Origin of the sequence: Staphylococcus sp. TE8 (assembly GCF_000692055.1) — a bacterium.
GTDB classification, from domain to species: Bacteria; Bacillota; Bacilli; order Staphylococcales; family Staphylococcaceae; genus Staphylococcus; species Staphylococcus capitis.
Map to the genome: position 1 here is coordinate 59,405 of NZ_JMGB01000003.1, position 23,908 is coordinate 83,312.

Consider the following 23,908-nt stretch of genomic DNA (forward strand, 5'->3'; position numbering starts at 1 on the left):
AAATAAAAATGGAGGAGTTTGGTCACTAAACAAAGAGGTTCCACATATTGAATTAGACGAAACTACCGGAAAAGTCACACTAGGGCACCAAGCGGTGTTAGCAGAAAGTGAAATAGTAGCAACCGAAACAAAAGGTAACAGTGATGAAAGTGCAGAAAGTAAAATAAATATGCCTCGCAAAGAAGTAACGCCTGATTCTCCAGTAATTGAAGCGAATGAAGAACGCGTCAATGTTGAAGTTACACCAAAAGGTGAATCAACAAAATTAGTAATCAATTATACAAATTCAGAAGGTCAACCTGATTCAATTATCGCAATCAAAAAAGAGGAAATATGGTCACTCAATAAAGAAGTGCCACATATTCAATTAGATGAATATACTGGAAAAGTCACACTAGGGCACCAAGCGGTGTTAGCAGAAAGCGAAATAGTAGCAACTGAAACAAAAGGTAATAGTGACACAAGTGCAGAAAGTAAAGTGACTATGCCACGAAAAGAAGTAACACCAGAGTCGCCAGCTATCGAAGCAAATGAAGAACACGTCAATGTTGAAGTGACACCAAAAGGTGAATCAACGAAATTAATTATCAATTATACAAATTCAGAAGGTCAACCTGATTCAATTATCGCAATCAAAAAAGAGGAAATATGGTCACTCAATAAAGAAGTGCCACATATTCAATTAGATGAATATACTGGAAAAGTCACACTAGGCCACCCAGCTGTACAAGCAGAAAGTGAAATAGTAGCAATCGAAACAAAAGGTAACAGTGACGTAAGTGCTGAAAGTAAAATAAATATGCCACGAAAAGAAGCAACACCAGATGCACCAATAGTTGAGAAAGATGAAAGTAAAGTAAATGTGAGTATAATACCAAGCGGTTTATCTACAAAAATTGAAATCGAATATATAAATCCAGAAGGGCAATCTGATACAATCATCGCAAGTAAAGATGAAGGTAATTGGAGCTTGAGTAAAGAAATAACGGGCATCAATATAGAACCGGCTACTGGTAAGGTAACTATAGACTATTACGTTGTTTATCCTGAAAGTGAAATTACTGCAAGTGAAGTACATGGTAATAGCGACCATAGTAAATTAAATAGTGTGATTATGCCACGTAAAGAAAATGCACCTGAACCCCCAATTGTAATTGTAAATGAAAAAGAAGCTACGGTTATTATAAAGCCTAGAATTGAAGCAACTAAAGTTGAAATTAATTTTAAAAATAAAAAAGGTAAGGCGACATATATAAATGTTTATAAAAACGGTTCAGAGTGGTCTGTAGACCAAGTTATGGAAGGTATTATTTTAAACGCTCACACAGGAGAAATAAAAATAACTCATCTAGCTGTTAAAGATGGTAGTGAAATAATCGCTAGAGAGTATAAAGGCAATAGTGACCCAAGTATAGCTATTAGTATAAAAGCACCTACTAAAGTTACAAGTAAAGAAAGCTATAAAATTAAACCTTCAAAAGTGAAATTGAATGATAGAAGTAATGAAATGATGTATACCAAAAAGGATAAACTCTTAGAATTGCCACATACTGGTGAAAGTGAAAAAGCGAATAAAACATTACTATCCAGTATTCTAATTCTTGGTTTAATGTTATTACGTAAATCACGTAAAAAAGAGATTTAAAAAAAGAAGAGTTGCTCTAAATATTTAAAAGAGCAACTCTTTTTTTCTATTTTAGATCATCAATAGCTTTAGCGATAGACTCAAACACGTGAGGAATATCGTCTTTTTCAACACAACTAAAGGCAATTCGTATATCCGTATCATTTAAGGCAATAATACCTATTGAATATTTATCAATTAAATGTTTGCGTAATATTTCTGGATCAACATGCTTAACTTTTAATGCCATGAAGTAACCTGAATTAAAATCATATGCTTTCCAATAGTCTGCATATTTCTCATCATAAACAACTTCCTTAGTAACTTCGTATCGATCTTTTAATGTTTGAATATTCTCCTCAATTTCTTTATCAAATTGTTTATTATTTTTTAGAACATGCTTGATAGCACTTTGGGATGGTAATGGCCCGCTTGAAATATTACTTCTAATTAAACCTTTAACTTTTGCTTCAAGTACATTTTGAGTTATTTCATTTTTAGTACCAAAAGTCATGAAGCCTACACGGAATCCCCAAGCAAAAAATTCTTTAGTAGCACCATCTAAGCGTACAGGTAAAATATTATGAGAATTCACCTGTGATAAAGCCGTAAAAATAGATTGTGTGTATACATCTTCATAGAATAAACCATAGTAAGCATCATCAACTACTGCAATCACTTTTGTTCCTTTATTAGCAAGTATTTCAATAGCATTTACGATAGTTTTAACTTCTTCAGCTTTTGGCGTATAACCTGTTGGATTATTTGGATAATTTAGAATCATAATTACTTTATCTTTATTAAAGTTTTCCAAAGTTTCCACTAGTGAATCAGTCGTATAATGTCCTTCTTCATTGAAAATAGGATATGTTTCGATATTAGCTTTATGGCGAGTATTGAACACTAGTTTATAGTTGCCCCAATTGTGTGTTGGTAATAAAATAGTATCATTTTCATCTACAAATAAGTCTGCAACTAAAGATAATCCATGAGTTAAAGCATTAGTCACGATGGGGCTACTTATCGCTTCTTTTGATAAATCAGGATTTTCATTTAGCATTTTAATTTGCCATAAGTCACGTAAGTCTTCAATACCTTGTGGAGGTGCATATGGAAAAACTTCATCTGGAGTTAATTCATTAAATATATTATTCAATGAATCAGCATACATTTTACCTTCATCATTTGTTGCCATACCAATCGTAGCGTTATATTTAGTACTTTTGGCATCAGCAGATTGAGATAGAATACCTTTAGGATAGAACATTTCTTTACCTAAATCAGATAACATGTCATATACTTCTGGATTGGATTGTTGTAATTCGTTATTTAAATTTTCGGCTAAAGGACTTGTCATTTTCTAACCTCTCTTTAATAAAGTGTTTATATATATATTATCTTTAATTTGATTAAAGATAAAGCATTGATGATAGGGAATTAGGAAAATAAATTTTATTACTAATAGCGAACATATGTTCTATAATTTGTGTTAGAATATGCTTAGGTCATCAAATTATATGACACTAATCAATTCTGGGAGGTGTAGTATAATGACGTGGTGGCAAGATGGTTTAATAACATTGATTACAGGTGGCGTACTTGTCGTCTTTCGTATTTGGTTAGAAATTAAATGGAAAGACAAGTAGATGACCGAACACAAAAAACCCCAAGTCTGCTGGTACCAGACCTGGGGTTGTGTAGTATAATTCGTGGATACAAGTTTATTGTAACATTGTACTAAATTGACCGCAATCAATATTTAATTGTGGTAACTCCTAAATTTGATATCGTCTTCTAAATTATTGGAAAAGTTAAACTCATATACCGTTTTTATACCTGGTATTATTTGATATACTTTTTATGTGTTGAGGTGAATAAAATGAAGCACTTAACAAAAATATTCGTTGGATTAGCAATTGTGCTATTTGTAGTAGGCTATTATCTTCAAGCTACAGGTCATGAAGAGCAAGGAATTAAATTGCTACTTGCTGCAATTATGTTTATGATTTGTGCTTTTATCGATAGAAGTAATAAACGGAGAAAAAAATAGTGTACATTATTTAAGACTTAAGGGAAGTGTATCGTTCTCTTAAGTCTTTTTGTATATATTGTTTATACTCAATATTCTCTTGATATATAGGATTTTTCACAGAATTTAGTATATACACTTTACAAATCTGTATATATTGTATATATTATGTGTATACAGAAGAGAAGGGGGACATCAATGAAATTAATTTTGAAAAACAACAGTGAATATCCCATTTATGAACAAATCAAGCAACAAATTAAAGAAAATATTTTGAAAGGTTATGTTGCTCCTGGCGAACACCTTCCATCAATGCGTGAGTTAGCTAAAGATTTACAAGTGAGTTTAATTACTACAAAACGAGCTTATGAAGATTTAGAAAAGGATGGATTTGTGACAACTATAAGAGGTAAAGGTACCTTTGTGAAGGAACAAGATAACTCAATTCTTAAAGAAAAGCAGTTCTTTGTAATTGAAAATTTGGCTAAAACAATGTCAAAAGAAGCAAAAACAATTGGGATGCCTTTAGAAGAATTGACTGAAATATTGTCTTTAATTTATGAGGAGGATGACTGATGAATGCGATTGAGCTTAAGAATGTAAGTTATCAAACAAAAGATTTTCAGTTGAAAGATATCTCCTTTGAAGTTCCTAAAGGCTTTGTTACTGGTTTTATAGGTGGGAATGGTGCTGGTAAAACTACAGTTATTCGTTTAATTATGGATTTAATTCAATCTAAAAATGGTCAAATTTCTGTATTTAATGAACAAATGAAGGATAGTGCAGTAGAAATAAAAAATAAAATAGGCTTCGTTTATTCCGAAACGTATTTTAATGACAAATGGAACATTAAAAAGTTAGAGAATATCGTCGCCCCGTTTTATAAAAATTGGGATCATAAAATTTTTATGAGCTATCTTCAATTTTTTCAATTACCTTATAAGAAGAAAATCAAAACTTTTTCAACAGGTATGAAAATGAAATTGTCACTAGCTATTGCATTTAGTCACCATGCTGAATTATTCATCTTAGATGAGCCCACATCTGGACTAGATCCTTTAGTTAGAAATGAACTACTTGAGATTATTCAACAAGAATTAATTGATGAAGATAAAACAGTCTTCATATCGACACATATCATATCTGATTTAGAAAAAATTGCGGATTATATAGTTTATTTACGTGATGGTCAAATTATTTTTAATGAATCACGAGACACTTTATTTGAAAAATATAAAATAATTAGTGGTTCCAATGAAGACTTAGATGTGGAGTTGGAGGAATTGTTAATTTATAAAGAAGTTAGAAAAACTGGCTACATAGGCCTCACTGAACACTACCAAACATTTAAAGAATTATTTGGAAATAGAGTAGAAATTAAAAATCCATCAATTGAAGAACTAATGATATATTTAGAAAAAAATAAAAATCAACTAGATTTTAAATATCACCAACGAAATGAGAAACTAATATGAAACAATTATTAATTAGAAATCTTAAACTTCGAAGATGGACACTTTTGATTTATGGTTTATTACTCATATTCTTTCCGTTTTATCACTTAATCGATAGGCAACATTTACCGTATCTTGTTATTTCAGGACCTATAGGTATTATATTAACTATTATATGCTTAGTTGATGCTGGACATTTATTTAGAATCAATCGTAGATTAGGTGGATCTCAGTCTTACTTATTTTTTGGTAGTCTGCCAGTTTCAAGGAAAGATTTATTAAATGCAAATTACATCAGTTGCATAGTTTTAACAATTATTGGTGCAATAATCATAAGTTTATATGGCTATGAAACAAGTTCAATAAAGACAGATTCGATAACTTTTTCTACAACCTATTCTTTTATAATAGCGAATTTCTTTTCAATCCCTATCGCTTTTAATAAAAGTACAGAACAGAAACATAAAGACGTGCCTTATTTAGCATATGTATTTGGAGTTATCATTGTATTACCATTTGTCTTATCTGCTTTATTTATCTTAATAAACGTTTTAGTTCACAAAGATAGTCATATTCCAGTTGTATATTCGTACTTCTTAAATTATGGCCTATTGATTATTAGCATCATATGTTTAGTAGTGAATTATTTAATTCAAATTAGAAAAATAAAACATTAACCACTTAAGGGGGTCTACTATGAAATTAGAACAAATCACTAAAAAATATGGTCAAAATACAGTTATTGACGATATAAACTTTGATTTTGGTAATAGCCAAATAGTTGGTCTTATTGGTAAAAACGGTGTTGGTAAAACAACATTAATGAAAGTCATGAATGGTAATATTATTAATTATCAAGGGAAAGTTGATTTATCGAAAGATGAAAACGTAGGTTACTTAATCGAACATCCTAAACTTTATGACAACAAGTCAGGTTTATATAATTTAAAATTGTTCGCTCAAGTTTTAGGAAAAGGCTTTGATAAAGAGTATTCTGATCACATTATTGATGCTTTTGGTATGAGACCTTATATTAAGAAAAAAGTGAAAAAATATTCAATGGGTATGAAACAGAAATTAGCCATTGCGGTCTCTCTTATGAATAAACCAAAATATTTAATTTTAGATGAGCCTACAAATGGTATGGATCCAGATGGATCAATTGATGTTTTAAAAACTATCCAATCATTAGTCAAACAATTAGATATGAAAATATTAATTTCAAGTCATAAATTAGAAGATATTGAACTTATTTGTGATAGAGCTGTCTTCCTTAGAGATGGTAACTTTGTTCAAGATGTGAACATGAAAGATGGTGGACCAGAAGATAGTACAATCATTACTATTGAACATGATGATTTTAATAAAACTTTAGAATATCTAACTGAACATTATAAAGTGCAACAATCACAAAAAGATGCTGGTGAGATTATCATTAAAGCTCAAAGAGACTATAAACCACTATTAAAATCATTGTCTGAACAAGGTGTTTATCCTAAGTATATTGAAACGCGTAAAAGTTCTCTACGTGATACTTACTTTAATATTAATCAAAGAGGTGATAAATAATGAGAAGTTTACAGCTAGTCAAGTTCGATTTAATTAGTATTTTAAAAAGTCCTTTAACATATCTTGCATTAATACTAGTTATAGGAATGACAGTCTTCCAAGCAAGTATGCAAGCAGCATATAGCAAGTCTCATGAAGTAAATAACGAAATGGTCTTCGTACTGGCCAACTGGTTATTCTTATTCGCGGGATTATTATTTATCATTAAAACTATCACTAGAGATTATTCTCAAGGTACAATTCAATTATATATGAGTAAGGTAAGTAGTCGTATTGGTTATATTATTGCTAAAACAATTTCAATGATATTAATTTCGTTCTTATTTACTTTACTTCAATATCTTGTAATTATTGTTATTCAAGCATCTACAAAAGGATCAAATGTTGACGGAGATAAATTCTTAAATAATATATGGTTTTACCTTATATTTTTCTTATTCTTTGGCTTATTCTTATTATTACTTACGTTAATTATTGAAAAGCCGGCAGTAATCTTTACTTTAGGTATTTTCTTATTACTTATCGTTCCATTTGTGCAACCTTTAATAGGTTTAATTCCAAATATTGGTGACGATATTCAAAAATCATTTAAATATATTCCATTTACTTATCTCACTGAGAAAATGACAGAGGAGATAAAATTCTCACATTGGCAATGGTTTATTTCAATTGCTTCAATAGTAGTATTGTTTGTAGCTAACATCTTATATGCTGCTAAACGAGATATTTAAGTTCAAAAATACTGAGGCTTTAGCCTCAGTATTTATTTATATAAAAGCTGATTAATTATGGAGTTATATACATTTTTCCAAAATGATGAATCTGTTTTAAATCTATTTGAAATAAGTAAGTGTGTTTCTTTAACTTTATCATCATATTGTGGATGATTTTTATCTGGTAATTTATCATTTCTCAAATCCACAACAAATTTTTCGACTTCCTTAGCTCTAGGTCCCCATACAGTTATTTGTTCATATGCTCTGTTCATAAAAACAAAAATAGGAATCGATCTAGACTTACCATTTGTAAGATATTGATCAATTAAACGTGTGTCGTCATCTCTATGAAATACTCTAACTTCTAAATTTAATTCTTCACTAACACGTTTAAGTATTGGAAGGTTCATCATTGCATCACCACACCAATCTTCAGTGATGACTAATACCTTTGAGTAATTTGCATCTTTAAGCTTTGTAATACGGTCATCTTCTTCTGGTAATTTAAAGGATTTGTATATTGATAATAAATTATTTCTATTATCTTTCATTTGGTCAATGTACTCTTCTAGTGGCTGACTTTTTTTAAAATAAGTTTCTAAATTAGTCATAGAAATAACCTCCTTAATTATTTAGAATATTATAACAATTTTTTAACTTTAAAGATATTATATTAACTCAATCATAATTTAATTATGAATGTGACTAAGTTGTTAGATGAAACTCCAAATTTCATATGCTATATTTAATAGAACAAGAGTGAAAGTGGTGACTCAAGTGCGTATACAAAACAGATGGGTGATTTCAACCCTTTTTTTAATTGGAGCAATTATTCTACTTTTCGGAATTATGTACTATAGAAGTATTAAAACAGTAGATTTATCCAATTATACTGTGAATGATATAGGTTTAAATGATCGTTTTAATCAGAAAGGGTATGTCATTAATAAAAAAATTAAATTAGATCGATTTAAATTTTATAATGACGAAAAGCATAAGGATTTAACGGTTAAAGTGAAAAATAAAAAGCACATTGTTAAAGGAATTGTTTTAATCAAGGATAAAAGTGTTAAAACGAATTTCGGAGTTAGAATAGGTGACTCAATTGATGATGTTATTAACGAGTTAGGAGATAGTTATAAAAGACACATGGTTGGTAAGCATTATAAATCTATTACATATACTGACCGCCAAAATAAAATGAAACTGAATATATTATATAAAGATGATATCGTAAAAAGAATAGAGTTTTTCAGTAAATGATAAATCTTGATAACTATTCTTTAATTCAAATTCAGGAAGAGTGACGATACATGGATAAAATTACTTTTTTAAATGAATTAGAATTAGCTTTAGATGATCTTCCTAGACGAGAAAAAGATAATAAAATGTACGAATATGAAAATTTATTCTATGAAGAAGAGTTAAAAGGTAGAAGTGAAGAACAAATAGTGAATAAATTGAAAGATCCGTATGATATAGCAAAAGAGATAAAAGCTAAAAGTGCTATCAGTTATGCTAAATCAAAACCAACAATCCAAAACATAACTAGAGCTATTATAGCCTCCTTAAGTCTAGGTATACTTTCATTATTTATTATATTAGTTCCAGTAGCGATTATTGCATTTCTGATTTTACTTTTGATGTTTACAGCAGTCTGTTTACTATTCTCCCCATTGATCCTTATTAGTTATTCGATAATTAATGGGTTTTATAATTCACTGAGTAATATATTATTCTCTATCTCTTTAACAGGTTTAGGAATTATTTTTATTGTTTTAACATTAAAAATTATTGGATTAGTACATAATTTAATATTGAAATATTTATCATGGTACATTAAAACAGTTAAAGGAAGCGTTAGGAAATGAGGAAGCTTTTCATTAGCGGTTTAATTATATTTGCAATTTTCTTTATCAGTGGAACAGTTACTTGGTTTGCTTTTGATAAAGCTAAATATGAAAAGCAAAACTATAATAAGACTTTTAATAATCATTTCAGTCAGTTGTCAGTAAGTACAATTGGTTCTGAAATAAACATTGTTAAAGGTAATAAATTCAAAGTGGATTATCAAGGTGATAACGATGTATATGTATCTAAAAAAGGTAAAATGCTCAAAGTTACCGAGAAACGTGCTACTAATAGAGGATACGGATTAAACTTTAATCCTTTTCATTATAATAAGAAAAAACTCACCATTACAGTACCAGATAAACAATTGAAAGATCTTAGCGCTAAATCCGTAATAGGTGATGTACATTTGAGGAATTTTAATGCATCAAGTGCCACAATTATAAATAGTCGTCACTTTTCTATGGAACATTCAAATTTAAAATATTTAAATGTGGATGGTTCAAATAGCTTAGCTTATATTTGTGATTCATCAGTTAAAAAAGGAAACTTAAAAATCGATACTGGTAAGTTGACTCTTAGCCGTAGCGAATTCCAAGATTCAATCTTCCTATTGAATGAGGGAGATATTAATATGAATAAAATGAAATCTTCGAATGATATTAAAGCTTCAACAAAAAAAGGAGATATAAATTATAACTTTGAAGCTAAGCCTAAAAACACACTACTTAAGTTACATCCTGGACGTGGTGAAAAAGTAGTCAATAATAATAATTTTAAAGATGGTAAAGTAGGTAAGAGTAAAAACATTTTGGAATTTTATACGGTTGATGGTGATATTGTCATCAATTAAGTAACGCATTTTTTATTTAAATATTTGATTATTAACCCATAAATGAGTGTTGTACAATCACTCATTTATGGGTTTTATTCTATTTTTGAAAAATTATTTTAATATGTGGCAAATGTTAAATCGGTATCAATTTTTCCGTTTAGTTGATTTATTGTTAGAGTATTATTTTTAAGCCATTGATAAAAGTCTATTTTAGTCGGAGAACTATTTTCTCCAAGTCCTATCCACGTTGTTAAAGTTTGAGGTTCGTATAACGATGTGTGAATTGTTCCAGACCAACTCTTAAATAATTTACTATAAATATTATATTGAGGGTCATTAAATAATTTAAAAGCATTTTCTTTTCTTAAATCACTTCTTGTGGTGTTAATCACTCTCTCCAACCGTTCTTTAGATTCTTTAGTGTAATTACGATTTTCATGTGTTAATAATTCAAAGTGATTCGTACATATAGGTTCATATCTAATATCTATAGAACGAGGTGTTACTTCGACAATGGCATAATTAGATTCTTTATCCATTAAAATATAACTAAAAGAGCTTCTATGAGGTAATTCTTTTAAAAGTTGTATAGCTTCATTAACGTTTTTACAATATTCAAGTATAAGTCTACCTATCATGTAGCATACAAAGCCATTTGCTGGTTTCTTGCGATGCATAAAATTATAAGCCATTGATAAACCATACTCATTCATTCCATCCATCCTGCCAGTTACTCTAGAAGTAGGTCCTATTTGAGCTAAACCACTATCATTTGGTTTGTATAGTAAATATCGACCATCATAAGTAGAAGGATGATAATCATAATTACGTAGTAAATAGTCTTTCCCTTTAAAAACTGTACAACCACTATCTTTTAAATCAGTAAAACGATAGTGGCCAAAATTTAATATAATTTGTTTAGTAGGTAGATTCAAAACGTCTTGCATACCTATTAGCTCGTCCCAAATTTTAGGAGCATAAATTTGAAAAATATTATATGTTTCTCTGACATCGATATCAAATCTTGGATTTCTTTTTTTTCATTCTTTTTCACGATTTTTTAATAAAGGAGTTCTTTGTAACCATTTCGCTGTTTCGACTCCTAAGTCATAATGAGAACCACGAAAAGTCATGATATCGGATTGAACATTTTGCATGTTAGTCATCCTTTCATTTCAAATATTTACTTTAATGTAATCGTAAATTAACTTAATGTTAATTGAATTACTATGGATGAAATATTACAATCGAATTGTATTTTAGTGAGGGAATTTTTTAATCTATGGGAGTGATATCTATGATTTCAGATAGTTGTAGAGCGATTGCTGATTCTGTTAAGTCATGGTGGTTAAGTTAATATTTATTTATAAGAGTAACAATTGGTTTGGAATCTCGTTATTAATTTCAGTTTGATTATTTAAATTAATCTTTAATTGACATATTACCATAAATATATATTTAGTTGAGAATGATTAATTTTTGAAACGGGTATTTATTTATTGATAGAGATAAGTATGCTATCATAGTGAATTGTAGATATGCATATTAATTTTAGAGGTGAAAAGTAATGTGGAACTTTATTAAAGGTTTATTTAAATTTGTATTTAGCTTATTAGCTATCACTACAGTTGTAGTAGGCGTAGGTGTAGTTGCCTTTGCTTATATCTTCAAAAAAGATTTCGAAGATATTGAAAGAAAAACTAAAGAAATTGTTTCAGATATTGAAAATAATAATTAATTAGTTCTAATAGTTTAGTACTAATTTGAGATAATTGTTGGCAATGGCTTGAATAAGCTATTGCCAACTTTTTTATGAGAAAGTAATATCAACAATATCTAAAATAGGGACTTTCTGATGATAGGTAGTACCTGGCTTTATCCCTTCAATTTCAAGATTTAATGAATCAATGCGATGTATATTAAGATTAACAAAATTAATATAACCTTCTTCATAATATTTTATATTAACAGGTTGAGATTTTTGTAATGCTTCGTGCAAGCGGATATTTAATTGAGCTAATTGATCGTCTGAAAGTACTGGTCTATCTATTTTATTTTGATCAATCATGTATTGATGGATAGTTTCGAATTGTTCGGGTAGCGTAGCGAACGGCGCCCATTTAACCATGCCACGACCAGCCGGAATATTCCTATCTAACATTTCACGTGGAATATTTCGATAATCCGTTTCATTCTTTATATCCGTCATCTTTAGATCACCTCGTTCGATATAATTCTATTATACGAACATTTGTTCTATTTTGCAATACAAAATTGCTGGCTATATTTTTGTGATTTTAAGCCAGCTTGAGAGTGTATTCAATTTTTAAAAAATAATTAGAGTAAAATAGAGTCCTAGTAACGTTATAAATAGTACAGGAATAGTAATCACTATACCTGTTTTAAAATATGTTCCCCATGATATTTTAACACCTTTTTGAGTTAATACATGAAGCCACAATAAAGTTGCTAAAGAGCCAATTGGAGTGATTTTTGGACCTAAATCAGAGCCAATAACATTTGCATAGACCATACCATCTTGAATTAAACCATCGGAATTAGATTGTGCAATAGCAATTGCATCTATTAAAACAGTGGGCAAGTTATTCATAATAGAAGAGAGGAAGGCTGCAATGAATCCCATACCCATAATACTACTGAATAGCCCATGGTTTGAAATAGAATTCAAAATATTCCCTAGTACTAATGTTATACCTACATTTTTCAATCCATATACTACAAGATACATACCAATTGAAAATATAACTATATTCCAAGGAGCTTCTATTAAAACTTCTTTAGTATTAACTGCTTTAGAACGACTCGCTAAGAGTAGGAATACAAAAGCAATAATTAATGCTATGAAAGCCACGGGAACATGAATAAATTCACTTGTTAAATAACCTATTAATAAAATAATAAGAATAATCCAAGACGTTTTAAAAAGTTTCTTATCTCTTATAACTGATTGAGGTGTGGCTAAATCTTCAATATTTGTACTTTTAGGAAGAGATTTTTTAAAATAAAGCCAAAGCACAAATATGCTTGCTAAAAATGAAAATAAATTTGGAATTATCATTCTTAAAGCATATTGAATAAATGTAATGTTAAAGTAGTCAGCTGAAACGATATTGACTAAATTACTGACAGTGAGTGGTAGGGAAGTGGTATCGGCTATAAATCCACTTGCTATAATAAATGGGAATATTGTTTTTTTATCGAAACCTAAGCTCCTTACCATAGCTAACACTATTGGTGTAAGAATAAGCGCAGCACCATCATTGGCAAATAGAGCAGCTACTACAGCACCTAAAGTCATTATAAAAATAAACATTCTAAGGCCATAGCCTTTTGAAGCAATAATCAAGCCCATTCAAAGAAGCCAATACGGTCTAAAATGAGTGATATTAAAATTATAGCAACGAAAGTTAATGTTGCATTCCATACTATATTTGTAACTGTAACGATATCAGTTAGAGATACAACGCCTGTAATAATAGCTAAAAGTGCACCAGCTACAGCAGTAATTCCTATATTTAATCCTTTTGGTTGCCAAATAACAAAAATTAAAGTTATAACAAAAATAACAATAGCTATAAAGGTCATAAATGATTCACTCGACTTTCTCTATGCAGGAGTAAATAGATTATAAATTTAATGAACATACTATAGAATATCAATTTCCATATATTTTTTCTATAGAGGAAAGTGCAAAAGTTTTAATTGTAAATCGCTGACACTTATAGTTAAAATTAAACCAATAATGATTAATTTTACGGAGGGATAAATATGACTATTGGATATATTGGTTCTTATACTAAGCAAAATGGTAAGGGAATTTACCGTTTCGAATTAGAAGATTTAAAAGGGACAATAAAAGAAGTTCAAACAGGTTATGAAATAGAGGCGTCTACATATTTAACTAGAAATGAAAACTATTTATACGCCATTACTAAAGAAAATGAAAATTGTGGTGTAGCAAGCTTCAAAATAACGCAAAATGGTGATTTAGAACTAATTAATAAATGTTTAGCATCTAAAAATGGAACAGGATGTTATATACAAATTTCAAGTGATAACAATTATTTATTTGAAGCTGTTTATGGTGCTGGAATTGCACGAATTTATAAGTTAAATAAAGATACTGGAGAAATTGAAAAACTTATTGAAGAAATTGAACATGAATATCCAACAGGTCCACATGAAAGGCAGGAATCCCCGCATGTCCATTTTTTAAATGAAACGCCAGATAATAAATATGTAGTAGCAACCGATTTAGGCTCAGATAGAATTGTTGCTTATACATATGGTGACCAAGGTTTAAAAGAATATGCTGTTTCACAATTTAAAGAAGCGGATGGCACAAGGCACATTACTTTTAGTAAAGATGGTAAATACGCATATGTAGTTCACGAATTATCTAATTATGTAAGTGTAACTGAATATAATGATGGTGAATTTAAAGAAATTGAGAGACATCTTACAATACCTCAAGATTTTAAAGAAGAATCGAAATTAGCTGCGGTAAGATTATCTCATGATCAGAAACATTTATATGTAAGTAATAGAGGTCATGATAGCATAGCTATTTACGAAGTTGTTAATAACGGAAAATCATTAAAAATGGTGGATATTCAACCGACTAAAGATGAATTTCCTAGAGATTTTAATATTACGCCGGATGATAACTTTATAGTATGTGCTCATCAAGAAGGTGAGTCTAAAGTAACTGTGTTTAAAAGAGATAGTGTCACAGGAAAACTTGAATTTATTGATGACCACGAAAGTGCACCTGAAGGTGTTTGCGTCTTATTCTAAATGATTAAGCTCCATATGTAATTAATAAGCGATGCCATTCTAAAAGGTACACTAAAATTTTACCTTTCAGAAATGCATTCACACCAAATTACATATGGAGCGTTATTATAGTTAATTATTTAATTTTTAAAGAAGGCTTTAATATATTTAAATTTGCCTTTATAAGGCGGGAAATAGATACTTGATTCTAAACGTGTAGATTTAAATGTATATGATTTCATATGACTAAAGGTATCAAAAGAATATTTGCCATGATATTGACCGATACCTGAAGCTCCAATGCCACCAAATGGTAAATTAGGATTTGCTAAATGCATAAGTGTATCATTTATAGCTCCGCCACCGAATGATAATTCCTCTAATACGCGATGTGTAGAATTTTCATCCTCACTAAAAAGATATAAACTTAAAGGTTTAGATTTACTCTGAATAATTTGAATTGCCTCATCGAAATCATCATAAGTAATAATTGGTAGAATAGGACCAAAAATCTCTTCTTGCATAACTTTATCTTGTAGATTAACATTGTCTATTAATGTAGGTTCAATATATAAATCTTCTTCAAAGCTTTTACCACCGAAAATAGTTTTACTCTCATGAGTTTCTAATAATTCATTTAAGCGGTTGAAATGTTTTTGATTAACAATTCTTCCAAAATCAGGACTTTCTTTGATGTTTTCCCCATAAAATTCTGTAATTGTTTGTTTTAGTGCTTTAATAAAATCATTTTTAACTTTTCGATCAATTAGTATATAATCAGGTGCTACGCATGTTTGTCCTGCATTCGTAAATTTTCCGAAACTAATTCTTTCACTAGCGACTTTTAAATTTGCAGTTTGGTCAATAATGACTGGAGATTTACCACCTAACTCTAAAGTAACAGGTACCAGATTTTTAGCAGCCGATTCATAGATGATTTGTCCAACTTTTTCGCTACCAGTGAAAAACATATAGTCGAACGGTAAATGAATTAATGTTTGAGTTTCCTCAATGCCACCTTTAACAACTGAAATATAATTCTCTTCAAAAGTTTCTTGAATTATATCTTGAATTACTTCTGCTACGTTAGGGGTAAGTTCAGAGGGTTTAACAATGGCAGTATTACCTGCAGCGATGGCTCCAATTAAAGGTTCGAATACTAGCTGTACAGGATAATTGAAGGGACCAATAATTAAAACAGTACCGTAGGGTTCATTTTTGATATAACTTTTAGTTGGAAATAAATAAAGCGGTGTTTCAACTTGTTTAGTTTTAGCCCAATTTTTTAGTTCTTTTCTGGCAAGTTTAATGCTTTTTAGTAATATACCAATTTCTGTAGCATAAGCTTCTACTTTGCTTTTTCCTAAATCTTTATTAAGTGCTTCTAGTAAAGCTTGTTCATGATTTTTGATACTTTTACTTAAAGCTTTTAATTGGTGCTTCCTAAATTTTAAATCTTTAGTTTTATTTGTTTTGAAAAATTGCTTGCTAATATTAAATTGTTGTTCAATATCGTTCATTTTAAAGTTTTACCTCCCTGAAATTTTTATGGTAGTAAAAGAGGTCTATGTACTTACTTAAATTTTTAATTAGGAAAACAATAAGACACTTAACAAATTTATACCCCAAAAAAGCTCTATTAATGTTATTTTTTATAATAAAAAAAGGAGCATTTTAAAATGCTCCCAAATTCATTTAAAATTAATTCAAATAATTATGATAATACTTCAGTAATTTGAGGTACCACTTGTTTCTTACGAGAAACTACGCCAGATAAGAAGGCCATACCATCATCTAATTGAACATTAAATGCTTCGCCTACTTTATCTTTTTCAGCACCGACAACTAAAATTTTAGAATCACTGTTAATAATATCAGTTACTACAAGTACGAATAAGTCATATTTTTCGTTTGCGCTTATCTCTAACATTACTTTTTCTAATTCATCTTTACGGTTAAGTACTTCGTCGATATCTACAGTGTTAACTTGTGCGATACGAGTGACATAGTCGCCCATAGTAAATGATTTAGCATCCATACCTAATAGGGTTTCTGCAGATTTATCAGTAGTAGAAGCACCAGCTTTTAGCATATCTAAACCATAGCTATCTAAATCAACATTGGCAATTTCTTTTAATGCTTGAGCTGCGTTAACATCTTCTTCAGTACATGTGGGTGATTTAAATAATAAGCTATCTGAAATTATAGCTGAAATCATTAAACCAGCAATTTCAGGTTTAATTTCAAATCCACGTTCTTTATACATTTTGTATAAAATAGTAGCAGTACATCCCACTGGTTCAGCTCTGTAATAAAGTGGGGAAGCTGTTTCGAAATTTGCGATACGGTGGTGATCAATCACGTGTCTTACAGATGCGTCAGCGATTGAATCAGCACTTTGTTGAAATTCGTTATGGTCAACTAAAATAACATCTTCATTATTTAAGTCTTCAGATAATAATTCTGGGGCTTCTACTTTAAAGTAATCTAAAGCGTATTGTGTCTCAGCACTAACTTCACCTAATCGGTAAGCTTTTGCTTCAGAGTTACCAGTTTGTTGTTCAAAATCAGCCATGATAATAGCTGAAGAAATTGCATCTGTATCTGGATTTTTGTGCCCAAAAATAAAAGTTTTTGTCATTTTCAATATCTCCTTATTCATTTATATTTAATCACATTTTAGCATGATTTTAGTTTAATCTTCTACCTTAGCACCTAGTGAGTTTTGGAAATGCGCTAGTGCCCAAATATGCCCTTCTTGGTTAAAGGATGCTACACCTCGGCTTGGAATTGTGACGTTATAACCTAAGTTATAGGCTGAAATCGCTGTATGTAACACACATATATCCGTGCAAACACCTACAATTTCTACATTTTTAATATCACGTTCTCTCAACAAACTATCTAATGGTGTACCATAAAATGAATCATATCTTGTTTTATCCAAGTAATGGACTTGTGAATTATGCTTGTTTTTCTCGTATATTTCACCAACTTTTCCATATAAACTACGGCCATTTGTCCCATAAATGTTATGAGGTGGAAAAAGTTGTGTCTCAGGGTGGTACAGGTCATTCTCATAATGGACATCCATTGTAAAAAAGATATCTTCTTGATGGTTAAGATACGTTTCAATTCTACTTAAAATATAATCCTCTATTTCTTGACCAGGCTTCCCACAAGTAAGTTTTCCATCATTAGCAATAAAATCAATAGAATAATCCACTATAATTAGTGCGTTTTTATTCATTAAAACATCCTCCCTCAAATGTGTTTAAAAAGCACTATATTGGTATATTTATATATAAATAAGACTTTTTGATGTGTATTTATACTAAAATTAATTTTTAAAATAAATACAATATCATTAATGAAATATAACTTTAGTATATAGAGTTCACATCAAGCATACAATCATTATTTTTTATAAAACGGGGGGATTACCGAATGTTCATTAATGCCAGGGAATTTGGTTTAACTGGAGAAAATAAATATAAAGACACAAGAGCAATTCAAAAAGCATTAAATTATGCCAAAAAAGGTAAACACACTGTTTTTATCCCAAAAGGTACATATCATATTAGAAAAGCTTTGGTCATTTATGATTCTACAACGTTGCTACTCGATGATGAGGCAGTTCTTTTGCGAGTAGGGAAAGATGCATTGCTAAAAAATGGTAAACCTTATATTTTTTACCATAAATATTCTGGAAATAGTCATATTTATATTAAAGGTGGCACGTTTGATATGAATGGGGGCGACTTTCCATACAACAATACTGCTATGAGTATAGGTCATGCTGAAGATATTCAACTTATCGGCGTAACCTTTAAAAATATAGTTGGTGGACATGCATTAGATGCATGTGGTTTAAATGGCTTACATATTACAGATTGTTCATTCGAGGGTTTTCTCGACATAGATGGAGATCGTTCATTTTCAGAAGCAGTTCAATTAGACATTCAAGTGCCAGGTGCATTTCCTAAATTCGGCACAACTGATGGTACGATTACTAAGAATGTTGTTATAGAGAATTGTTATTTTGGTAATTCTGATCATCCGAAAATGAAAGCATGGAATCGTGCAATAGGTTCACACGCAAGTCGCTATAATAGATTTTATGACAATATTCATATTAGAAATAATGTGTTTGATAAATTGAAAGAATTTGCTTTAACACCGCTAAAGTCTAAGAATACATTTATTTCAAAAAATGAATTCAAATCATGTAATGGTGGTATACGATTTCTTGGCGTGAAAGATGGTAAAAATGCAGCAGACCCTCAAACAGGTCAAGTTATGGGTACACAAGCAGGGGAAAATTTCAATGTGATTGGTAATACCTTTACAGGAAAGATGGAGAGAGATGCAGTTCATATAAGGAGTTATAATGATGTGAAACATCAACATGTATTTATAGCAGGTAATCATTTCGATGATTCAACGCAAACTCTACATCTAGAGGATATAAAAGATCTAACTCTTAATCAGGAAGAGAAATTTTTAAAAGTCGAAAAAATTAATGTCGAATAGCTATGCAAATATATTAATAAATCTTAAGCATCATTAAAAAATAAATAAATTAAACAATAAACCCGCTAAATAATTTTTGTTTAGCGGGTTATTTAAATATTTGAATTTCTAAAATCTTTTATTAAACGAACCTATTAAATTTACTGTAAAATCTAACGTTTTTAAAATAGTAATCACTTTATTAACATCGTTGGTTACAGGTGTGTCTGCCTGTACGAAGAAGCGGTACATTCCCAATTGAGTTTTTAAAGGTCGTGATTCAATCCATGAGAGGTTGATATTAAATAATGCAAAAGTATTTAATACACTCGCTAACAAACCAGGTTTATCATACTGAGGGGTAATTAAGAACATGGTTGTATTGGTATTATCATCAAAGTGTGTATGATTTTTAACAATTAAAAAGCGTGTGACATTATGCGGATAATCTTGAATATGCAAATCAATAGGTTGATATCCATAAGTTTCTCCGCTACCTAAAGGCGCAATAGCACCTATACCTTTGGCTATTTTATCTAAACTTTGAATTGTACTATCTGTATAATCGTACAGAAATTGATGTTGGTGTATATAATTGGTTGTTTGACTGATAGCAGGCGCGATTGAGTAGACTTTTTTAATGTCATGTAAACTATCAGAAGGATAGCCATACAATGCAAAATCAATATCTAAGTGAATTTCACCATGAGCATAAATTTTTTGTTCAGCTAATGCGTCAGCTACGATGTTAATCGTACCTTCGATAGAATTTTCTATGGGCACGATACCGATTGAGTTATCGTCACTTGAGACTGCTTTAATCACTTCGTGAAGGTTTGACTTAGCTAAATATTCGATATCATTTTCTAAAATAAGTTTTTGTGAAGCGAGATAAGAGAAAGTTCCCTTAGGTCCTAAATAATATAATCGCATGTTTCACCCCTATAATTTTAATGAAAAGGGCACTTCATAGGTTCATTCTTTTTATAGTAGAAATTAGTTGATCGCATCGTATTATCATAACCATGATGATAGTTAGATGTTAACGTTGGCGATAAAGGTGGTGCTAACCATGACCATTTACCAGTCACGTGTCTATCATGCTTTAGTTCATTTCGTTCAAACATTTCAAACTGCTTTGAGGCAGTTAAATGGTCGACAATAGAAACGCCCTCAGCTTTAAAGGAATGATATACGGCATAGTTTAATTCTAAAAGTGCTCGATCCTTATTAAATGAATTATTTTTAAGTGTATCAAATTCGAAGGCTTCTGCAACTTTTTCTAAAAGATTATAACGATAACTATCTATGAAATTACGTACACCTATCTCAGTTACCATATACCATCCATTAAACGGTGCAGTAGGATAAATGATTCCGCCAATTTTTAAATCCATATTGGAAATGATTGGCACTGCATACCATTTTAAATTTAAATGTGCTAATTTTGGATACTGGTCATGAAATATAGGTACCTCTTTAATAAGATGTTTTGGATACTCATGAAATTTTAGTGCTTCATTAGGCATTTGATATATCAAAGGTAATATATCGAAATCTGTACCCTCACTGCTCCATCCTAAATGTTGAGCCAATCGTGTCACTTTTTTCTCAGATGGATCTCCTGCTTTGTCATGACCTGCGTAACGAATAAGCTGATTATTATATATTTTAGGGCCATTTTTGGGTGAATAAATTGTAATAAGTGGCTTGATTTTACCATTATTAGTCGCTTTATTTATATGTTGGTGAATTGTATCAATGAATTCTTCTTCATTTTCAACATGACGCGCATCTTCCACATTTAGAGATTCCCAAAAAAGTCTCCCAATACAACGATTAGAATTTCTCCATGCCATTTTCGCTCCATATACCAATTCTTCATAAGTATGGGTGTAGCTTCCTGTTTCTTTAATTTCTTCTTCAATTTCATTAAGTCTTTGTTGAGTTTCACTCGAGCTATAATTTAATTCATTAAACATGGTTTGAATAAATGATTTAGCTTCATCTAATAACATTTAAAACACCTCATCCGTATTATAATCGAGGTTTTAAAAATACTCAGTTAAAATATTCAATTGTCATGAATTTGTCGTTTAGAGTTTTGTGACAACCAAATTTAAAAACTATTATAACATTCTGATTTCTTAGGTAAGTCGTTTACTTTCACAATGTGAATTATGATAAACTAGTCGTAAATGACTCGGTTGATTGGAGAGATTTGAGTGTACCAATTTAAAGATGACAGCTTAATGCTACAAAATGACTTATATCAAATTAATATGGCGGAAAGCTACTGGAATGACGGCATTCACGAAAGAACTGCTATTTTTGATTTATATTTTAGAAGCATGCCTTTCAACAGTGGTTATGCGGTTTTTAATGGTTTAAAACGTGTAATTGACTTTATAGAGAATTTTGGTTTCTCTGATGCTGATATAGACTATTTAAAAACAATAGGCTATAAAGATGATTTTCTAAGTTATCTAAAGAATTTAAAATTTACAGGTAATATTCGCTCTATGCAAGAGGGGGAATTATGTTTCGGTAATGAGCCATTAATAAGAGTTGAGGCTCCTTTAATTCAAGCTCAACTTATTGAAACAATTTTATTAAATATAATTAATTTCCACACACTTATAGCGACTAAGGCGAGTAGAATCAGACAAATCGCTATGAATGATACATTGATGGAATTTGGAACTAGAAGAGGTCAAGAAATTGATGCTGGCTTGTGGGGGGCTCGCGCAGCCTTTATTGGTGGATTTGACTCAACTAGTAATGTAAGAGCGGGTAAGCTATTCGATATACCAGTTTCAGGTACGCATGCGCATGCATTAGTTCAAACATATGGTGAGGAGTATACAGCATTTAAAAAATATGCTGAACGACATAAAAATTGCGTCTTTTTGGTAGATACTTTCCATACATTAAAATCGGGTGTGCCTACAGCAATAAAAGTAGCTAAAGAGTTGGGTGACACTATCAACTTTATTGGAATTAGATTAGATTCTGGAGATATCGCTTATTTATCTAAAGAGGCAAGACGTATGTTAGACGAAGCTGGCTTCACAGAAGCTAAAATTATTGCTTCAAATGATTTGGATGAGCAAACAATAACAAGTTTAAAAGCACAAGGAGCTAAAGTGGACGCATGGGGTGTGGGAACCAAATTAATTACTGGTTATGATCAACCTGCACTCGGTGCAGTATATAAACTAGTAGCCATTGAAACGGAGGATGGTACTTTTAGTGATAGAATCAAGCTTTCTAATAATGCTGAAAAAGTAACAACTCCTGGTAAGAAGAATGTCTATCGCATTATTAATAAAAAGACTGGAAAAGCAGAAGGTGACTATATTACGCTTGAAGGAGAAGATCCATCAACTGAAAAACCTCTCAAACTATTCCATCCAGTACATACGTATAAAATGAAATTTATTAAATCATTTGAAGCGAAAGATTTACATCATACCATCTTTGAAGCTGGTAAGTTAGTATATCAACTTCCTAGCGAACGTGAAGCTCAGGCATATTTAACTAAAAGTTTAGATACACTTTGGGAGGAAAATAAGCGTTACTTAAACCCTCAAGAATATCCTGTAGATTTAAGTGCTAAATGTTGGGAAAACAAACATAAACGTATCTTTGAAGTAGCAGAACGTGTTAAAGAGATGGAGGAAGATCATGAGTAAATTACAAGATATTGTTGTTAAAGAAATGAAAGTTAAACAACAGATTGATAGTGAAAAAGAAGTAAATGAAATCAAACATTTCATTAAGTCTTATGTTCAATCTCATTCTTTTATTAAATCGCTAGTACTTGGAATTTCTGGAGGACAAGATTCTACATTAACAGGAAAAATTGTACAGTTAGCTGTAAATGAATTACGCTCTGAGGGACGTGAATGTAAGTTTATAGCAGTTAAATTACCGTATGGTGTACAAAAGGATGCTGATGAAGTAGAAGATGCACTGCAATTTATAGAACCTGATGAAACAGTTACAGTTAATATCAAACCTGCAGTAGACCAAAGCGTCCAATCTCTTAAGGAAGCGGGTATCGAATTGACAGATTTTCAAAGAGGAAATGAAAAAGCTCGAGAACGTATGAAAGTTCAATTTTCGATTGCTTCAAACCAAAGTGGAATCGTTGTTGGAACTGATCATTCTGCTGAGAACATTACTGGTTTCTATACTAAATATGGTGATGGTGCGGCTGATATTGCTCCAATTTTTGGATTGGACAAAAGACAAGGTAAGCAGTTATTAAAGTATTTAAATGCACCAAAACATTTATATGAGAAAGTACCAACTGCAGACTTAGAAGATGATAAGCCACAATTACCTGATGAGGAAGCTCTAGGTGTGACTTATGATCAAATAGATGATTATCTCGAAGGTAAAGATATACCCGCTGAAGCGCGAGAAACTATTGAGACACATTATGTTAGAAATGCACACAAACGTGAACTTGCATATACTAGATATACTTGGCCTAAAAACTAAAATTTGAAATAA

At 30.6% G+C, this 23,908-nt stretch carries 24 protein-coding genes and 2 pseudogenes; 16 read left to right on the top strand and 10 right to left on the bottom strand.

The window, feature by feature from the left end; all coding sequences use genetic code 11:
- On the top strand, nucleotides 1-1,645 hold a 1,645-nt coding region (locus CM54_RS12975; protein ID WP_231469483.1), incomplete at its 5' end, for an LPXTG cell wall anchor domain-containing protein.
- 46 nt (nucleotides 1,646-1,691) lie between these two features.
- On the opposite strand, the gene CM54_RS10735 is transcribed toward CM54_RS12975, so the two are convergent.
- Nucleotides 1,692-2,981: an aminotransferase class I/II-fold pyridoxal phosphate-dependent enzyme gene (locus tag CM54_RS10735; RefSeq protein ID WP_037551144.1), complete on the bottom strand. Its 1,290-nt coding sequence runs from the start codon at nucleotides 2,979-2,981 to the stop codon at nucleotides 1,692-1,694.
- A gap of 193 nt (nucleotides 2,982-3,174) precedes the next feature.
- Between CM54_RS10735 and CM54_RS12980 the strand changes: the two genes are divergently transcribed.
- From CM54_RS12980 to pmtD, 7 genes are all read left to right on the top strand, one after another.
- Complete coding sequence (locus tag CM54_RS12980) at nucleotides 3,175-3,270, top strand: Trp-rich small protein (protein WP_016898690.1); 96 nt, start codon at nucleotides 3,175-3,177, stop codon at nucleotides 3,268-3,270.
- 233 nt (nucleotides 3,271-3,503) lie between these two features.
- Complete coding sequence (locus CM54_RS12660; protein ID WP_023350009.1) at nucleotides 3,504-3,674, top strand: SE1626 family protein; 171 nt, start codon at nucleotides 3,504-3,506, stop codon at nucleotides 3,672-3,674.
- Nucleotides 3,675-3,851: 177 nt separating this feature from the next.
- Entirely contained in the window at nucleotides 3,852-4,229 is a 378-nt protein-coding gene (gene pmtR / locus CM54_RS10745) for a PSM export ABC transporter transcriptional regulator PmtR (protein WP_037551146.1), read from the top strand.
- Entirely contained in the window at nucleotides 4,229-5,128 is a 900-nt protein-coding gene (pmtA, locus tag CM54_RS10750) for a phenol-soluble modulin export ABC transporter ATP-binding protein PmtA (RefSeq protein ID WP_037551149.1), read from the top strand. Before pmtR ends, pmtA begins: the two co-directional genes overlap by 1 nt.
- The gene (gene pmtB, locus CM54_RS10755; RefSeq protein ID WP_002435912.1) at nucleotides 5,125-5,784 is read left to right on the top strand and encodes a phenol-soluble modulin export ABC transporter permease subunit PmtB; all 660 of its coding nucleotides are present in this window, start codon (nucleotides 5,125-5,127) and stop codon (nucleotides 5,782-5,784) included. Before pmtA ends, pmtB begins: the two co-directional genes overlap by 4 nt.
- 19 nt (nucleotides 5,785-5,803) lie before the next feature.
- Nucleotides 5,804-6,676, top strand: coding sequence for a phenol-soluble modulin export ABC transporter ATP-binding protein PmtC (gene pmtC / locus CM54_RS10760; RefSeq protein ID WP_002435900.1), 873 nt, complete (start codon nucleotides 5,804-5,806; stop codon nucleotides 6,674-6,676).
- A complete protein-coding gene (gene pmtD / locus CM54_RS10765; RefSeq protein ID WP_002435946.1) occupies nucleotides 6,676-7,407 on the top strand; it encodes a phenol-soluble modulin export ABC transporter permease subunit PmtD in 732 nt (243 codons plus the stop codon). The genes pmtC and pmtD overlap by 1 nt, the downstream gene beginning before the upstream one ends.
- Nucleotides 7,408-7,439: 32 nt before the next feature.
- Here the strand turns inward: pmtD and CM54_RS10770 are convergent, their stop codons facing one another.
- Nucleotides 7,440-8,003 (bottom strand): thioredoxin family protein, encoded by a 564-nt coding sequence (locus tag CM54_RS10770; protein WP_037551152.1) that lies wholly within the window; start codon nucleotides 8,001-8,003, stop codon nucleotides 7,440-7,442.
- A gap of 166 nt (nucleotides 8,004-8,169) precedes the next feature.
- Between CM54_RS10770 and CM54_RS10775 the strand changes: the two genes are divergently transcribed.
- The 3 genes from CM54_RS10775 to CM54_RS10785 are packed head-to-tail and all read left to right on the top strand — an operon-like array spanning nucleotide 8,170 to nucleotide 10,096.
- Nucleotides 8,170-8,655, top strand: coding sequence for a hypothetical protein (locus tag CM54_RS10775; RefSeq protein ID WP_002435934.1), 486 nt, complete (start codon nucleotides 8,170-8,172; stop codon nucleotides 8,653-8,655).
- Between the two features lie 50 nt (nucleotides 8,656-8,705).
- On the top strand, nucleotides 8,706-9,263 hold the full coding sequence (locus CM54_RS10780) for an HAAS signaling domain-containing protein (RefSeq protein WP_037551154.1): 558 nt from the start codon (nucleotides 8,706-8,708) through the stop codon (nucleotides 9,261-9,263).
- The gene (locus CM54_RS10785; protein WP_002435918.1) at nucleotides 9,260-10,096 is read left to right on the top strand and encodes a DUF4097 family beta strand repeat-containing protein; all 837 of its coding nucleotides are present in this window, start codon (nucleotides 9,260-9,262) and stop codon (nucleotides 10,094-10,096) included. The genes CM54_RS10780 and CM54_RS10785 overlap by 4 nt, the downstream gene beginning before the upstream one ends.
- 98 nt (nucleotides 10,097-10,194) lie before the next feature.
- On the opposite strand, the pseudogene CM54_RS10790 reads toward CM54_RS10785, so the two are convergent.
- A pseudogene (locus tag CM54_RS10790) lies at nucleotides 10,195-11,235 on the bottom strand (C45 family autoproteolytic acyltransferase/hydolase).
- A 410-nt stretch (nucleotides 11,236-11,645) separates the two neighbouring features.
- On the opposite strand from CM54_RS10790, the gene CM54_RS12665 reads away from it, so the two are divergent.
- Nucleotides 11,646-11,816, top strand: a complete 171-nt coding sequence (locus tag CM54_RS12665) for a hypothetical protein (RefSeq protein ID WP_002435939.1) — start codon at nucleotides 11,646-11,648, stop codon at nucleotides 11,814-11,816.
- A gap of 72 nt (nucleotides 11,817-11,888) precedes the next feature.
- On the opposite strand, the gene CM54_RS10795 is transcribed toward CM54_RS12665, so the two are convergent.
- Together CM54_RS10795 and arsB are read right to left on the bottom strand one after the other, a co-directional pair.
- The gene (locus tag CM54_RS10795) at nucleotides 11,889-12,287 is read right to left on the bottom strand and encodes a YolD-like family protein (RefSeq protein ID WP_002435923.1); all 399 of its coding nucleotides are present in this window, start codon (nucleotides 12,285-12,287) and stop codon (nucleotides 11,889-11,891) included.
- Between the two features lie 117 nt (nucleotides 12,288-12,404).
- Nucleotides 12,405-13,684 (bottom strand): annotated as a pseudogene (arsB, locus tag CM54_RS10800) (arsenite efflux transporter membrane subunit ArsB).
- Nucleotides 13,685-13,867: 183 nt separating this feature from the next.
- Between arsB and pglS the strand changes: the two are divergent.
- Nucleotides 13,868-14,896, top strand: coding sequence for a 6-phosphogluconolactonase (gene pglS, locus CM54_RS10805; protein WP_037551158.1), 1,029 nt, complete (start codon nucleotides 13,868-13,870; stop codon nucleotides 14,894-14,896).
- A gap of 119 nt (nucleotides 14,897-15,015) precedes the next feature.
- On the opposite strand, the gene CM54_RS10810 is transcribed toward pglS, so the two are convergent.
- The 3 genes from CM54_RS10810 to CM54_RS10820 all read right to left on the bottom strand — a co-directional run bounded on the left by CM54_RS10810 (nucleotide 15,016) and on the right by CM54_RS10820 (nucleotide 18,125).
- Entirely contained in the window at nucleotides 15,016-16,395 is a 1,380-nt protein-coding gene (locus tag CM54_RS10810) for an aldehyde dehydrogenase (RefSeq protein WP_002435896.1), read from the bottom strand.
- A 194-nt stretch (nucleotides 16,396-16,589) separates the two neighbouring features.
- The gene (locus CM54_RS10815; protein ID WP_002435938.1) at nucleotides 16,590-17,516 is read right to left on the bottom strand and encodes a manganese-dependent inorganic pyrophosphatase; all 927 of its coding nucleotides are present in this window, start codon (nucleotides 17,514-17,516) and stop codon (nucleotides 16,590-16,592) included.
- A gap of 54 nt (nucleotides 17,517-17,570) precedes the next feature.
- Nucleotides 17,571-18,125, bottom strand: a complete 555-nt coding sequence (locus CM54_RS10820; RefSeq protein WP_037551164.1) for a cysteine hydrolase family protein — start codon at nucleotides 18,123-18,125, stop codon at nucleotides 17,571-17,573.
- A gap of 197 nt (nucleotides 18,126-18,322) precedes the next feature.
- On the opposite strand from CM54_RS10820, the gene CM54_RS10825 reads away from it, so the two are divergent.
- Nucleotides 18,323-19,408: a glycosyl hydrolase family 28-related protein gene (locus tag CM54_RS10825; protein ID WP_037551166.1), complete on the top strand. Its 1,086-nt coding sequence runs from the start codon at nucleotides 18,323-18,325 to the stop codon at nucleotides 19,406-19,408.
- 108 nt (nucleotides 19,409-19,516) lie between these two features.
- On the opposite strand, the gene CM54_RS10830 is transcribed toward CM54_RS10825, so the two are convergent.
- Both CM54_RS10830 and CM54_RS10835 read right to left on the bottom strand, forming a co-directional pair.
- Complete coding sequence (locus tag CM54_RS10830) at nucleotides 19,517-20,320, bottom strand: prephenate dehydratase (protein ID WP_037551168.1); 804 nt, start codon at nucleotides 20,318-20,320, stop codon at nucleotides 19,517-19,519.
- A gap of 17 nt (nucleotides 20,321-20,337) precedes the next feature.
- Complete coding sequence (locus tag CM54_RS10835; protein WP_037551170.1) at nucleotides 20,338-21,405, bottom strand: nitric oxide synthase oxygenase; 1,068 nt, start codon at nucleotides 21,403-21,405, stop codon at nucleotides 20,338-20,340.
- Between the two features lie 207 nt (nucleotides 21,406-21,612).
- Between CM54_RS10835 and CM54_RS10840 the strand changes: the two genes are divergently transcribed.
- Together CM54_RS10840 and nadE are read left to right on the top strand one after the other, a co-directional pair.
- On the top strand, nucleotides 21,613-23,082 hold the full coding sequence (locus CM54_RS10840) for a nicotinate phosphoribosyltransferase (protein WP_037551171.1): 1,470 nt from the start codon (nucleotides 21,613-21,615) through the stop codon (nucleotides 23,080-23,082).
- Complete coding sequence (nadE, locus tag CM54_RS10845) at nucleotides 23,075-23,896, top strand: ammonia-dependent NAD(+) synthetase (RefSeq protein ID WP_037551173.1); 822 nt, start codon at nucleotides 23,075-23,077, stop codon at nucleotides 23,894-23,896. Before CM54_RS10840 ends, nadE begins: the two co-directional genes overlap by 8 nt.
- The last annotated feature ends 12 nt before the right edge of the window (nucleotides 23,897-23,908 follow it).